We start from the raw sequence: 14,949 nt of genomic DNA on the forward strand, positions 1-14,949 counted from the left end.
TTACGCCTCCTTAGAAGTCCTCTTGTCCTTGTGATGTTTCATGAATTCCACATTATATATACCTCATTAAGTATTTTATAAGCGCATAATTTCTATTGCAAACATAATAGACCCTATCAGCTAAATATGCATTTTCTGTGGAGTTTAGGCCTCCCTGAAAGTGGTAGTTGTTATTTGAGACAACCAAAATAAGGAGGAAATTATTATGTTACTTCCCGCATCAGATTTAGGTTTGATTACGACTCACTTACCCGCCCATGACGGCATGATCATGAAGGTGAAGCTTTTGGCAAAAGAAGCAAAGGATGAAACATTACTTGAGTTACTTAATAAGAAAGTAGGAATCATGAGAAGTCATGTGCGCATCATGCTGGACATGCTTGATCCAGATAAGAGCGATTTCGAGGAGCTGCCGAACCTTGATGAAATCCCGGAGGACCAATTAGAAACAACAACGAGAGGAACGCAGAAGATGGACAGGCATATCGCAATGGAAATCAAGGCTTCAACAGAGGCAATGGCCAAAGATAATTTCGTTTCAGCTTTAAAAATGAAAGATCCAAAGGTCAAGCAAACACATGTTGAAATGGCACTACAACAAGTACAGCTCCTCAATATGATTACAGGGTACCTTAAAGAAAACGAAGCGGATGTAACGCCTCTTGGTACATCGGATGAACAAAAGAAAGTGGTGAATCATTTCAGCCATATGATGGAAGAATAAATTTTAAGAATGGAGGCAGAGAAGATGAAACGTGAAGAGGAACATGGAAGTGGCATACACCACGGCTCCTTGCATGAGGACGGTTTAACTGGAGAAAGCAGACCGGCTGATGGCACCTCACAAGACAGCCATGCCTTCCACCAGGATCGTAACGTGCATGATGCCCATGCCCCCGAACAGGAGGGTCATGGCATGCATGATAACCATGCCCCCAAACAGGATCATGGCATGCGTGCTTCTCATGCCGGGCATCACAGACACGGTCAGCTTTCAGGCGAGCAAAATGCAGCAAAAGTCCAGGTGGAATGGAAGTCAAATCCTGAACCAATTGAAAGTGATCGGGAAACGGAGATATTCCTTGATATCAAGGATGCATCGGGAAAGGCTTTTGAATCGTTTACCACTGTCCATGAGAAAGAGATGCATCTCCTGGCTATTAAAAAGGATTTATCTGTATTCCAGCATCTTCACCCTGATTACCTGGGAAAAGGGAGATTCCAGATTAAAACGACCTTCCCACAGGCTGGCAGGTATAAACTGTATGCCGATTTCCTGCCGGAAGGTGCGAATCAACAGCTGGCCACACATGAGCTTGTGGTCACTGGACATGAAGCCAATGATGAAATCGAAGCAGATAAAGTCTTGAGGAAAACAGTCGACGACCTTGAAATCGAGCTGATCCTTCCTTCAGCCAAGGTGGATGAACCGGTAAAGCTGATTTTCGAACTTCGTGATCAGGTTGGAGAGCCTGTTACTGATTTGGAGCCCTATCTTGGTTCTGCAGGGCATGTTGTGATTGTCAGCGAGGACATGAGTGAATTCCTCCATGTCCATCCTGCCGATGAAAACACGAAAGGTCCAAAAGTTGAGTATATGACAAGCTTCCCAAGGGAAGGTTTGTTTAAAATATGGGGACAGTTCAAGCATAAAGGCAAGCTCTATACCGTTTCATTTGTGATTGGAGTAGAGTAGGCTGAACAATTCATTAGCACACTATGATGGTGTGCTAATCGTTTGAATTTTTCAGTAAAGGAGGCAGGATATGTGAAGGATGAAGTCATTGAAGGAAAAATCAGCATGCCGCAAACGAATAGAGGGCGGCTGAAAATCATTACTGTGCTCGCCATTCCGGCGGTCATCGAAAATTTTTTCCAGACAATCCTCGGATTTGTTGATACGTACTTTGTCTCGAAAATTGGCCTGGCCGAAGTTTCAGCTGTAGGGGTGACCAATGCCGTCCTGGCTATTTATTTTGCTTTGTTCATGGCAATCGGTGTAGCAGCCAATGTGCGGATTGCGAACTTCCTGGGTGCAAATCTCCCCGAAAAAGCAAGGCATATTTCACAGCAATCCATCGTTCTCGCAGCGTTCTTTGGAATCTTAACGGGCGTCATAACCTTGATTTTTGCAGAACCGCTCCTGAAGCTGATGGGCATAGAAGCGGAAGTACTCGAGGCAGGAGCCCTCTATTTCAGGATTGTCGGAATTCCGTCCATTGTAATGAGCTTTATGTTTGTTTTAAGCGCAATCCTGCGCGGGGCAGGCGACACTAAATCTCCGATGAAGGTCAGTATTGTCATCAATATTATCAATGCTGTTTTGGATTACGTCCTCATCTTCGGGTTCTTGTTCATACCGGAAATGGGAATTGTCGGAGCTGCATTGGCAACGGTGTTCTCTCGGCTGATTGGCAGCATTGCATTATTTTACTATGTGAATCGCACTGAAACCCTTACCTTCCGCAAGGATTATTGGAGCATTGACAAGACACATTTAAAGGAGCTTACGACGCTTGGTGCTCCCGCAGCAGGCGAGAGACTGGTCATGCGCGCGGGCCAAATCGTTTATTTTGGTTTCGTCGTTGCTCTCGGAACGAATGCATTTGCGGCACATCAGATTGCCGGGAATGTGGAGGTATTTTCTTATATGATTGGTTACGGCTTCGCCACTGCGGCAACCATCCTCGTCGGACAGCAAATTGGTGCGGGAAACCTTGAAGAGGCCAAGCATTATGCCAGATTATCGACCTATCTCACAGTTGGTTCAATGACCGTGCTCGGAGCGTTGCTCTTCTTTCTCGGCGACTGGGCCGGAAGCTTTTTTACAGAAGATCAACAGGTTGTTGACAACATCGGCACAGCACTGAAAATCTCGGGAGTATTCCAGCCATTCCTTGCAGTATTGATGGTGCTGACAGGCGCATTTCAAGGCGCGAACAACACCAAGTTCCCGATGTACCTGACAGGGTTCGGGATGTGGGCTGTACGGACGGTGCTGGTCTATCTCCTCGGAATCAAGCTTGGCTGGGGCCTTGCCGGTGTTTGGATCGCGATTGGCGCTGATATTGCTTTCCGTGCCATTGTCCTGGCGATCCAGTTCAAGCGCGGAAAATGGATGGCGCTCGAAAAAGCCCCGGACCCGGAATCCCACTGCCACCCGCAAACGGCAAAAGAAAACATGTCCGCCTGTGCGAACAATTATTGAACACAAGCATACAGTTCCTGCTGTATGCTTTATTAAATTTAAATGGTTAGGAAGCATGAAGATGGACAAAGTAAGGATAGAGAAAATGAATTTTTTATAAGGATGTTACTATGGCTCTCTCGATTTATATCACTATAACCATATTGCTGCTCCATTTCGCTTATCATGTGCAAAAACGGCTGAACTTCTTGCAGAATGCGCTGATTTTCATGGTGATTGCCATCATAACGCGACAATGTGTGACGCTTTTGGCGCTGGAATGGCACTTTTTAAAAATGACCGAGGATCATTGGCTGTTCATTTGTTTGCTTCTATGCAGGGATATCCTGACACCGATGGTCACTGTACTTTTTGCTAATTATTATGTGCGAGCCAATAAGCCTTTTTATAAAATGGCAGCTTTTTTGATTGCATTGGGAGTCCTGCTTGCCGCACATAAGCTGGCAGTGCATTTTCATATCCTGACCTATCTCAAGTGGAATTTTTTCTATACGACTTTATTGAATGCCGGTTTCCTGCTTGCAACGCTAGGTGTCTTAAAGCTGGCAACATTTTTACAAACATTGGAGAGTCGCCAAAATGAAAGTTTATGATACTGCGTTCAATGCAAATGAATGGTTCGTGATCATCAGCATGATCGTCATGAATCTGGCAATATGGTTTGCACCGAAGTTATTCAGCAAGCTGGAGAGCGTTGGTTATTATATTTTCGGCATTTATATCGGCTTATTTTATGATCATACCCTCTCAATCAAGCCCTGGGACTATTATGATGTCAACGATAACTCGTCTTATCAGTTCATCGATTTCATGAGCTATATCATGTATGGTCCATACAGCTACTTCTTTCTTTATTTTTACGTAAAATGGGACATCAGAAAGCTCAGAATCATTCCCTACATCCTGATTTGGTCGGCGTTATCGATGCTGCTGGAGTGGATCGGCCTGAAGGTAGGCCTGTTCCATTTCGACAAAGGCTACAAAATGTACTGGTCGTTCCCAATCTATCTGCTTTCCCAGACGATGATCATTTTCTTCTACTACTTAAGTACCCTATATGAAAAAACTGGAAATGGAAAGAGAAGTGAATTATAATTTGAGGGACTAAGGGTAGAGGGGATTTTTCATGGTTAAAAGCAGTACAATGCGTTTCATAAGACTTGTTTTGCAGTACATAGCAGGGGTATTTTTGTTTATTATCATTGGAAGCCTGCCCGTCCTCTTACGGAATTTGACATTTGACACGGAGGGCTATTTTAACAGTGTGAAAGATTTGACCGTTAAAGTTTTCACATTAAGCAATTTGACATATGATGGACAACACGAAATGCTGCCGGCGGTGTTGGGCCGTTTTTTCTATTCGATGAAGACATTGGGCATGGGACTGTTTGCAGCGACAGTGATGGCGTTCCTGCTATCCTATGTACTTGTCCTCTTTTTTGACAAGAAAAAAGACTATATTCTAAGCTTCATAGAAATCATCCGATCCATTCCTGATGTACTGTGGATGTTCCTGCTGCAGGCCGGGGTGGTTTGGATTTTTAAGACCTTTGGGGTGAAATTTATCCAGACGACCTCGCTCGGCAGCGATCACCAGGCTGTCCTGCTGCCGCTCATCAGCCTGAGCCTGCCGATTTTTCTGTTTTTGACGCAGATTATCGTTTTAAAAATCTTTGAAGAGCTGGATAAGCCATACATTTTATTGGCGAAAGCTAAAGGGCTTTCCTATTTTTACATGCTGAATATCCACGTGGTCCGCAATATCAGCCAGGATTTGAAGGAACACTTCAAGACGATTGTCTGGATGATGCTTTCGACGCTGGTCATGGTGGAATATATCTTTAACTTAAATGGGTTGATGCTGTTCAATATCAAGTATGTTTCAGTCGAACTGTTCGTGTTCAGCTGCATCCTGTTCTTTACGCCATTTTTCCTGATTTACAGACTAATAGATTTTAGAAGGTTATCGCTATGATCAGATTGCTGAAAACGAAAAAATTCATATTTGGGACTGGATTCTTGATCATCCTCCTGACACTGAGCATTTTGAACACCGTGGTGAACGACGGGAAAATCAGGCAGGTTCCATTCATCTACAATGAAGATGGGACATTGGAAAAAGCGCCGCCATATCCGCCGTTTGATGTTTTTCTGTTTGGCTCCGATATGTACGGCTATGATATGCTCCATACCGTAATCGAGGGGGCGAAATACTCCATTGGCATCGTGTTGATTGTCGCCTTGCTAAGGATGCTCTTATCGATTATATTCAGTTATTTTCTATTCCGGGTCCCGGATCGCATCTTCAAAGGGATAAAAGCGATCTCTGAACCGTTATCCTTTTTTCCGCAGACGCTGATTGCCTTCTTCCTGCTGGTCACAGTCGTCATGTACACGATCCACGGCTTCCATCACTCGCTATGGGTAAGAGCTTTGTATGAATTCATCATTTTGGTATTGATCGCACTTCCGTCTCTAACGGTTCAGCTGATCGAACAGAAGCGCCGTGTTTGGAAGGAAGAATTCATTGAATCGGCGGTTACGCTTGGCGGAAGCAAGCGCCATATTTACTTTAAGCATGTCCTGCCGCAGCTGTACGAAGAATGGGTGTTGATGTTTGGCCAGCAGTTTTTGCAGGTATTGACGCTGCTTGTGCATCTTGGCGTCTTGCACGTCCTGTTTGGAGGCACGATTACCGGCGAAGGTCCACCTTCATCGGTAACACATGAATGGTCAGGACTGATTGGTCTCAACAAACGATTCATGCTTGCTTATGAATGGATTGTCTATGTGCCGATCCTGTTTTTCGCCTTGACCGCCTTGAGCGTGGCGATGATCAACAAAGCTTTGAGCGACTTCTTCAAGCATAAAGACATGGTGAGGAAGAATCGGGAGGTATAACACTTTCGTACTATAAAAATACCCCGTTTGATGAATAGTCTGCATGCAAAAATTTTGCCATAATAGTTTTCAACAAAACTCTTTATGAGTTTGGCCCATTCATTGGCTAGTGGTATCCCCATTTGGCCAGTGAGTGGGTTTTATTTGTCTTTTATGGGCATGAGCGATAAAATTAATTAACTGAAAATTCTAAACATAGAGGAGGTGCTGTGCTTGGACATGAAGCTTTCACAAAAAAGGGAAAGGTACGCAAAGCTGTTAATGAACTCAGTTTCCCTGACTGGATGGGTGCTCATCCTTTTTTCCTTTGTAAAAATAGAAACGCGTGCTGAACCGGTTGTTTTGGCGCTATTATTCTTATTCCTGCTTATAAGCGAGTACTATCCGATGCCGGTTTGGAGAGGCCAGACGGCCATCACATTCCCGGTAGTCTACGTGTTATTTTTACTGTATGGATTTTCGTACACTGCGATTGCCTATGCAGGCGCTGTCCTGATTGTTAACCTCATCCATAGAAGGCCGCTGCGGACGGTGTTGTTCAACCCCGCTCAGCTGGTGCTTAGCTTTTACGCTGCCGCCATGCTGCTCCCTTTAATGGAAACCCTTCTGGGCAAGCTTGCACTCACACCGCTGATCCAGGGCATATTAAGTTATCTTTTCCTGCTGGCTGTCTATGTTCTGGTCAATAACTTGATTGTCGACCTCGTACTTTATATCAGGCCGCAGCACTATTCTTTTAAAATGTGGAAGCAAAAGACGCTCACTGAATTGAACAGTGCGGCAATTTCCTTGATTTACGGTATTACCCTGTATGTCGTTGGCAGCCAAAATCGCGGTGAAATCGACGTATTTGCATACTTCTTCTTTTTCTCGCCGCTTGTCGGGATATCCCTGCTGAGTGCGACGATTGCCAGGCTGAAAAGAGAAAAGAATCGTTTGAAGCTGCTTTTCTCAATCACTTCAGAGTTGAACCAGATGCTTCCTTCACAGGACTGGCTTTCAGCTTTAAGAGGAAGCTTCAATGAATTGATTGGTGCAGAGGCGAGTTTATTATGGATCAAAAGGGATGGTGAGTGGGAGCTTAGCTTCAAAGATGGCAGTACAAAATTGAACTGTGAGCTACCAACAGAAGCATTTGTAGAATTTGACGGTATGCGTCGTCCAGTGGTCTATAATGACCGCAAAAAGGAAGGCGGTGTTGCAACTGGATGCTTTGAAGATGACGTAAAGGCATTCGTCTACTCGCCGCTTGTCATCGAGAACGAAACGATCGGGATGTTCATCATTGCCAGGAGCCGGACGAAAAGCTTCGAGGACCACGATGTCCAATCCATTGCGACGCTTGCCAACCAGCTGGCAGTTATCATCAAGACAAGGATGCTTTTTACTGAGAAAGAAAAGGTGATTGTCCTTGAGGAAAGAAACCGGATTGCCCGCGATATTCATGATGGTGTCGCCCAGACACTTGCAGGGGCTGTCATGAAGCTGGATACGGCGGGAAAGAAGTTCAATAAAAATCCCGAAGAAACAAGGAAGCTTCTGGATGAAAGCGTCAGCGGCCTCAGGGAAAGCCTGAAGGAAGTGCGCGAGTCGATTTATGCGCTGCGCCCATACCCAACTCAAAAAGCAACACTAGCAGAAGCGATTCTAAGAAAAATCGAAGCTGTCCAGAAGGAATACCAGCAGGATATCGAATTCGAAATCAGGGGGCAGGAGCAGGAGCTTAGCCCGATGGTCGAAAAGGTTCTTTTTGACACTTTCCAGGAAAGTCTTCACAATGCCATCAAGCATTCGCAGGCTATGAAAGTAGAAGTTCTTTTAAGCTACCAAACTGAGCATATTCTATTAAAGGTCAAGGATGAAGGGAAAGGATTCTCGCTGTTCCAGGCGATGCTCAAGGCGAGGAACCAGCCGCATTTCGGCATTCTGCAAATGAACGATGCCGCCGAAAAAATCAATGCATCCTTGCAGATCGATAGCAAGGAGGGCTCAGGAACGGAAGTCAGCATCACCGTTCCTAGAATGGGAATCGAGGGGGAAACCACGAATGATCAGGCTCATGCTAGTGGATGACCATGCCGTGCTCCGCGACGGGCTGCGGAATATCATATCTGTTGAAGAAGATATCGAAGTCGTCGGTGAAGCCGTTTCTGGCGACGATGCCCTGCTGCAAGTGGAAAAATGCAAGCCGGATATGATTCTGATGGATATCAATATGCCGATGAAAAATGGCGTCGAAGTCACAGGCATTCTAAAAAAGAAATACCCGCATATCAAAGTCCTTGTGCTGACGATGCACAGCCATGAGGAGTATTTCATGTCGGCGATCCGCGAAGGAGCGGACGGCTATTTATTGAAGGACGCGCCATCCGACCAGGTCGTCGAGGCCATCCGGACCGTCGCCCGCGGAGAATCGGTCATCCATCCGTCGATGACGAGGAAGCTGCTCGCCTTTCACCAGCAAAAACAAACACAGCAGGAGGACACAACACTGACCGAGCGGGAAAAAGAGGTGCTGCTTTGCCTGGTCGAAGGGCTCAGCAACAAGGAAATTGCCGACCGCCTGTTCATCAGCGACAAAACCGTCAAAATCCATGTCAGCAAGATTTTCAAAAAGCTGAACGTCAAAAGCCGCTCGCAGGTCGTCATCCATGCCGTCCAGCACCAGCTCGTACCAATTCCGCCGACATCGAGCGGGGTATAAGGAGAGTCCTCTTAAGGAGGGCTCTTTTATTTTAATATATAGAATTGGAAAAATGATACTCCCCGCAATAATGACACTCACCTTTCCCATCTTTAATCAATACCGGATAACAGCATAATGAACACTGAATATATTCGCCTGTGGTTTGTTTATTTGCTCTTTCAATATCCTTTTGCAGAGATTCCTGTCTGGTTGTATAGGCCCCTTTTACTAAATTTCTGCTTCCGCATACCTGACACTTCGATGCTGAGTTGCTGCATAAAGAGTGGCAATCATCGCATTGCTTCATTTTCACTGGCATTTTTATCAGACTCCAATTTGTTTTGTTTTTATTACGAGACTAAACCGGAAAAAGTTCCAACTCAGAAGAGAATACTACTTTAGTAGTAACCAAGATTAGTACAGAGGTTATTATTTTTTAATTCCAATGCAGAATAGTTTCGATGTAAATATTGTGGGAATATTAAGAAAAATAATGAAGGAGCTGAAAATTTGAATGAAGTTTAAAGCTGCATTTTTATCTTTTATCCTGATGGCCGCAACGGTCTTTGCCTCGCTCGTGCCCGGGACGGCGACAAAGGCAGTGGAGCCTGTCAAAGCCGTGGTAGACGCCGATTTGACGAAAAGACTTTTGACAGCCATCGCCCCTGTCGAAGCAATCGTCACTTTTAAAAGTGATGAGGGTGTCTTGCCGGAGCATGTAAACCTTCTTAAGACACTTGGCATCTCGAAAGGGCTGACACTGAACGAACTGCCGATCGCAGGGGTATTGGCTACAAAAGCACAGATTGATCATCTTGCACAAAGTGATCAGGTCGTCTCCATCTATTTGAACAAAAAGCTGGAATATGAGAATGCGGAAGCAACGGACATCACCGGAGTGGATCAAGTCCGGACGGATGACACAATGAGAAAATTGAATGGCGGCTTGCCAGTGAGCGGAAAGGGAATTGGTGTCGTCATCAATGACAGCGGGGTTGACGGTACGCACCGCGACCTTGAGTTTGGCAGCCATCTTGTCCAAAATGTGTTGGGTTCGACAAACCTCAATGCACTCAGCACACTATTACCAGTTTCTTATGTTGAAAATGTCCCGAACACCGATTCAAGCTCAGGCCATGGGACGCATGTGGCTGGTATTGTTGGCGGAACTGGTGAAATGTCAGGAGGCAAATATGAAGGAGTCGCCCCTGGCGCGAACCTGATTGGCTACGGATCGGGTGCGGCGGTCGCGATGCTTGATACTATTGGCGGTTTTGATTATGCGCTGACCCATCAGCAGGAATACAACATTCGCGTAATTACGAATTCATGGGGAGACACAGGTGATGCAGGTACAGACTTCGATCCATACAACCCTATTAATATTGCAACTAAGAAACTCTATGACCGCGGAATCGTGACGGTTTTCTCGGCAGGGAATTCAGGTCCTGATGCAAAAACGATCTCTGGTAATTATAAAAAAGCTCCGTGGGTAGTAACCGTTGCTGCTGGGGATAAAACTGGAAAGCTCGCCGACTTTTCATCACGCGGCGAAGAGGGACGTGGCGGAACGGTAACAGTCGATGGCCAAACATGGAAATGGACTGACCAGCCTACAGTGACATCACCTGGTGTCGACATCATTTCAACAAGAGTCATCAGCCCGCTCGTGGCGCTTGGTGCAACAGCTGATGCTGAATATATTGAGCCGGCATACCTGCCTTACTACACGACGATGAGCGGAACATCCATGGCTGCACCGCATGTCGCCGGCATCATCGCCCTGATGCTTGAAGCGAATCCATTGCTGTCGCCTGCCGATGTAAAAGCAATCCTTGAAAACACCGCGACTTCCATGCAGGATTACACGGAGTGGGAAGTCGGGGCTGGCTATGTGAATGCTTATAAAGCCGTAGATGCAGCTTTTAAAAAGAAGAAATAACAATTAGTTGATCTCCCTTGCTTCGGCAAGGGAGATTTTTACTCCGCCACGCAGGATTTTTGCCATGCTGAAGTGAAAAACGAGCAAATTAAGCGGGAAGCAGGTTTTTTTAGGGGAGATTGCCTCGGTAAAAGATAGAAATAGACCTAGAATACTGCTCCTTACCTGACTGGAAAATTTATTCTCTTGCTCAGTGGAGCTAATTGCACGGAACTTTAGTGGAATCGAGCGATTAAGGACGTTAATTGCATCATCTTTGTCATTAATTGCACGAAGAAACCTGATAATTGCACCGTCATCCAAATTATGGAAAAAACAAATCAAAAAACGGAAATTCTAATCAAAAAAACATCAGCACTACCCATCTATAACTTTTGTACGATGCCAGAATAGATATTCCGGAATCCGATTTTATAACCTTTGAAGAATAGTTTTCCAGCGAAGAATTCCAGATAATTAAGATAGGAATTTTTAAAATTTTTATAGAATGAGAGGAGAATACCATGAAACGTTTTATGTATTTGCTGTTTGCTTTATTGCTCATTTTTCCGGTATTTGCTGCACCACAGGGAAAGGCGAGCAGCCTGGCTGTTATCGATCCGCTTGTCAGCAAGGAACTTGATACGGCAAGTTCGCTTGAAGTCATCGTCACGTTTAAAGGAGACAGCGCTCCAACCAGCTCGCAATTATCACTGTTAAAAACGCTCGGTATTGAAACAGGGATCAGCATGAAATCCTTGCCGATTGCCGGTGTGATCGCGACAAAGGAGCAAATCGAAAAGCTTGCGGCCAATCCGGAAGTACAATCGATCTACATGAACAGAAAACTTACTTACTTCAATGCGGATGCCACCGCCATCACTGGCGTCGATAAAGCGAGGACAGACGACAGTTTCCGCAAAGCAAACGGCGGCCTGCCTGTTTCAGGAAAAGGAATCGGTGTCGTCGTGAACGATAGTGGCGTTGACGGTACACATAAGGACCATGAGCTTGGCAAAAACCTTGTCCAGAATGTCATGGGTTCCACCAACCTGAATGCACTTGCACCAGGATTGCTGCCAATCACCTATCAAGAAAACGTACCGAATACTGATACAAATTCAGGCCATGGCACGCATGTAGCCGGCACAGTCGGCGGGACTGGCGCCATGTCCGGCGGCAAATATGAAGGTGCTGCCCCAGGTGCAGATTTGATTGGCTACGGTTCAGGAGCGGCATTGTTCGTCCTTGATGGCATCGGTGGTTTTGACTATGCGATTACACATCAGTCACAGTACAATATCCGCGTCATCACGAACTCATGGGGTTCTTCAGGAGACTTTGACCCGAACGACCCAATCAATATTGCCAGCAAAAAAGCGCACGACCGCGGAATTACAGTTCTTTTTGCAGCAGGGAATGAAGGACCTGGGGAAAACACGCATAACCCTTACGCAAAAGCTCCATGGGTCATTTCTGTAGCTGCTGGAGTCAAAGATGGGACGCTGGCAGATTTCTCATCAAGAGGCACGAAGGGTGTAGGCGGAACTTTTACAATGGATGGAAAGGAATGGACGTGGAAGGATGAACCGACCGTTACGGCTCCAGGTGTAGATATCGTTTCAACTCGGGTACTTGCACCAGTATCAAGCCTGTCTGCCGACCAGGATGCGCAAACAATAGAAGCGGCGTACCTGCCATACTATACAACGATGAGCGGTACATCGATGGCGACTCCGCATGTGGCAGGAATCGTAGCGTTAATGCTTGAGGCAAACCCACTGTTGTCACCTGATGAAATCAAGTCGATTCTGGAACAGACAGCTACGAATATGCCAGGATATGAAACATGGGAAGTGGGCGCTGGCTATGTGAATGCCTATGCTGCTATTGATAAAGTATTCAATGACACGGCTTACGGATCTACGCTGAATTCGACCCAGACATTCTACAGCAATGTTGAATCATCAACAGAACGGAAGGAATTTTCGGTTGACTACAATCCGCTTACATTTATATCCGACAATCAATATGAATTCACAGTCGAAGAAGGAATGTCCAGTCTTGTGGCAAAAGTGGACGGCGCGGGTCTCATCGAACAGACCGGAAATCCGATCAACCTTGTGCTGATCGCTCCGGATGGCACAGAATACAGCTCTGGCGTCAGCCTGCTGTTCCCGCTTTATTATGATCGCACCGTATCGGTGACTTCTCCGGCACCAGGTGCATGGAAGGCTGAAATCCGCGGGCTTCGCGGCGCTGATGCCAATCCGCTGGGCTTGGCTTTGCCGGAAAGTGTAAAAGGGGAAATGGCCTTCACGAAGGTCAGTGGTTTCTCCGGGTTGAACGACATTGCCGGCCACCTGGCAGCAGATGCAATTAAAATGGGTGTGAGTGAACGATTATTCGACGGCTTCTCCAACGGAGCCTTCAAGCCGGATGCACTTTTAACAAGAGCAGAGCTGGCAAAATACCTGGTGATGGGCGCTGAAATCAAGCAATCTTTGCCTGCATCGCCAAGTTTCTCAGATGTCTCAAGCTCTGATCTTTCATTTGTTGAAGCAGCAACAGCAAAAGGAGCTTCATTCCGCGACCAGGAGCACATCCAGAATGGAGTTATCCTTCCGAAGGCAAACGGGAAATTCGCACCTAAGGATGGTGTGACCCGCGCAGAGCTGGCCTATTCATTGGTTCAATCATTAGGTCTGCAAAAAGAAGCAGAGGAATTCGAAGGTCAGCTGACGGTCCAGTATAATGGCGAAAGAATCGCGATTTCAGATGCACCAGAAGTTCCTGAACATCTGAAAGGCTATGTCCAGATGGCACTTGACCTGAATATCCTCAATGCTAAATTCGCCGTCACGCAGGGTCCATATGATTTGAAACCAAAGGTAACAGCGAGCTTCAACCCATCTGTAAAAAATACACGCGGTGACTTCGCGGTTGCCATGACGCGGTACTATAACGCTTTTCTAAAATAAGGTAAAATGAGAACAGGCTGAGCTGGCCTGTTCTTTTGTGTAAAAGGGGGAGTTTGTATGAGGAAAATAGATGCAATATTTTTTGACCTTGATGGTACCTTGCTGGACCGCGATGCCTCTCTAATAAAATTCATTAATGATCAGTACGACCGTTTCAAAAGCGAACTATACTTGATAGATAAACGTTATTACATGAATAGATTCATAGAACTGGACGCCCGTGGTTATGTGTGGAAGGACAAAGTATACAGCCAGCTTTTACAAGAGTTGAACATAACGGCCCTGACATGGGAAGAGCTGCTAGAAGACTACATAACGAATTTCAAGCATTCGTGTAGAGGTTTTCAAAACCTGCATGAAGTTCTCGGAAAACTAAAGCAATTAGAGATCAAACTGGGTATCATTTCGAATGGCAAAACCCACTTCCAGATGGACAACATAAATGCTTTGGGAATCGAGGGTTACTTCGATACCATCCTGATCTCGGAGGAAGTGGAATTGAGGAAGCCTGATTCCCGCATCTTCCGTATGGGGATGGAGAATCTTGCTGTATCAGCTTCTCACAGTATATTTGTAGGCGACCATCCTGAAAATGATGTGGCAGCGTCCAAAATGGCTGGAATGATTGGCATATGGAAGCGAGATGTCTACTGGCATAGCGCGGCGGCAGATTATATCATCGAGGAACTGGAAGAATTGTTAACTATTATTCAAATAGGAGCTGAAGAACATGACTGATTTTAATATCTCCTATAATCCTCCAAGACCTTCAGAATATATCAATCTACGTCTTGAAGCAGGGATGAGCGAGAAATCGCAGGAGGCAGCACGAATCGGATTGAAGAATTCATTGTTTGCTGTCACGGTTTATGATGAGTCGGCCATCGTGGCAATGGGCAGGATCATAGGGGATGGCGGATCCTTTTTTCAAGTAGTCGATATCGCCGTTAAGCCTGACTATCAAGGGAAGGGGCTTGGGAAACTGGTGATGGGGAAGATTATGGAATACCTTGATAAACATACATATGACGGTTCTTATGTCAGCCTGATTGCGGATGCCCCGGCAAACAAGCTGTATGAACAATTTGGTTTTGACTATACTTATCCGAATTCATATGGGATGTATCGAAAGTACTAACTTGATATAACAGGAAGAAAATACCTGGTTTATTAATTGTTGGGAAAGTAGTTTTTATACCGTTGTTGGTATTCTAACAGGACTTTAAATGTGCTTTAATTAGCTAAAGAAAAA

General features: G+C 45.6%; 14 protein-coding genes. 13 read left to right on the forward strand and 1 reads right to left on the reverse strand.

Annotated elements, in window-relative coordinates:
• Nucleotides 1-205 precede the first annotated feature (205 nt).
• From AB5I83_RS09515 to AB5I83_RS09560, 10 genes are all read left to right on the forward strand, one after another.
• Nucleotides 206-724 carry a hypothetical protein gene (locus AB5I83_RS09515; RefSeq protein ID WP_448974825.1) on the forward strand — a complete coding sequence of 173 codons (519 nt, stop codon included), beginning with the start codon at nt 206-208 and terminating at the stop codon, nt 722-724.
• A gap of 24 nt (nt 725-748) precedes the next feature.
• Nucleotides 749-1,696, forward strand: a complete 948-nt coding sequence (locus tag AB5I83_RS09520; protein ID WP_448974827.1) for a hypothetical protein — start codon at nt 749-751, stop codon at nt 1,694-1,696.
• A 72-nt stretch (nt 1,697-1,768) separates the two neighbouring features.
• Nucleotides 1,769-3,208, forward strand: a complete 1,440-nt coding sequence (locus AB5I83_RS09525; protein WP_448974828.1) for an MATE family efflux transporter — start codon at nt 1,769-1,771, stop codon at nt 3,206-3,208.
• A 110-nt stretch (nt 3,209-3,318) separates the two neighbouring features.
• On the forward strand, nt 3,319-3,801 hold the full coding sequence (locus AB5I83_RS09530; protein WP_448974829.1) for a hypothetical protein: 483 nt from the start codon (nt 3,319-3,321) through the stop codon (nt 3,799-3,801).
• Nucleotides 3,788-4,303: a hypothetical protein gene (locus AB5I83_RS09535; protein WP_448974831.1), complete on the forward strand. Its 516-nt coding sequence runs from the start codon at nt 3,788-3,790 to the stop codon at nt 4,301-4,303. Before AB5I83_RS09530 ends, AB5I83_RS09535 begins: the two co-directional genes overlap by 14 nt.
• 31 nt (nt 4,304-4,334) lie before the next feature.
• The gene (locus AB5I83_RS09540; RefSeq protein ID WP_448974833.1) at nt 4,335-5,183 is read left to right on the forward strand and encodes an ABC transporter permease subunit; all 849 of its coding nucleotides are present in this window, start codon (nt 4,335-4,337) and stop codon (nt 5,181-5,183) included.
• Entirely contained in the window at nt 5,180-6,109 is a 930-nt protein-coding gene (locus AB5I83_RS09545; RefSeq protein ID WP_448974835.1) for a peptide ABC transporter permease, read from the forward strand. The genes AB5I83_RS09540 and AB5I83_RS09545 overlap by 4 nt, the downstream gene beginning before the upstream one ends.
• A 219-nt stretch (nt 6,110-6,328) precedes the next feature.
• On the forward strand, nt 6,329-8,182 hold the full coding sequence (locus AB5I83_RS09550; RefSeq protein WP_448975276.1) for a GAF domain-containing sensor histidine kinase: 1,854 nt from the start codon (nt 6,329-6,331) through the stop codon (nt 8,180-8,182).
• The gene (locus AB5I83_RS09555; protein ID WP_226085868.1) at nt 8,157-8,813 is read left to right on the forward strand and encodes a response regulator; all 657 of its coding nucleotides are present in this window, start codon (nt 8,157-8,159) and stop codon (nt 8,811-8,813) included. Before AB5I83_RS09550 ends, AB5I83_RS09555 begins: the two co-directional genes overlap by 26 nt.
• A 496-nt stretch (nt 8,814-9,309) precedes the next feature.
• Nucleotides 9,310-10,737, forward strand: coding sequence for a S8 family serine peptidase (locus AB5I83_RS09560; RefSeq protein ID WP_448974837.1), 1,428 nt, complete (start codon nt 9,310-9,312; stop codon nt 10,735-10,737).
• Between the two features lie 3 nt (nt 10,738-10,740).
• On the opposite strand, the gene AB5I83_RS09565 is transcribed toward AB5I83_RS09560, so the two are convergent.
• Nucleotides 10,741-11,061, reverse strand: coding sequence for a hypothetical protein (locus tag AB5I83_RS09565; protein ID WP_448974839.1), 321 nt, complete (start codon nt 11,059-11,061; stop codon nt 10,741-10,743).
• A gap of 179 nt (nt 11,062-11,240) precedes the next feature.
• On the opposite strand from AB5I83_RS09565, the gene AB5I83_RS09570 reads away from it, so the two are divergent.
• The 3 genes from AB5I83_RS09570 to AB5I83_RS09580 are packed head-to-tail and all read left to right on the forward strand — an operon-like array spanning nt 11,241 to nt 14,835.
• On the forward strand, nt 11,241-13,697 hold the full coding sequence (locus tag AB5I83_RS09570) for a S8 family serine peptidase (protein ID WP_448974841.1): 2,457 nt from the start codon (nt 11,241-11,243) through the stop codon (nt 13,695-13,697).
• Between the two features lie 57 nt (nt 13,698-13,754).
• Nucleotides 13,755-14,435 carry an HAD family hydrolase gene (locus AB5I83_RS09575; RefSeq protein ID WP_448974843.1) on the forward strand — a complete coding sequence of 227 codons (681 nt, stop codon included), beginning with the start codon at nt 13,755-13,757 and terminating at the stop codon, nt 14,433-14,435.
• Nucleotides 14,428-14,835: a GNAT family N-acetyltransferase gene (locus tag AB5I83_RS09580; protein WP_448974845.1), complete on the forward strand. Its 408-nt coding sequence runs from the start codon at nt 14,428-14,430 to the stop codon at nt 14,833-14,835. The genes AB5I83_RS09575 and AB5I83_RS09580 overlap by 8 nt, the downstream gene beginning before the upstream one ends.
• Nucleotides 14,836-14,949 lie beyond the last annotated feature (114 nt).

This window comes from Mesobacillus sp. LC4, from assembly GCF_053543455.1.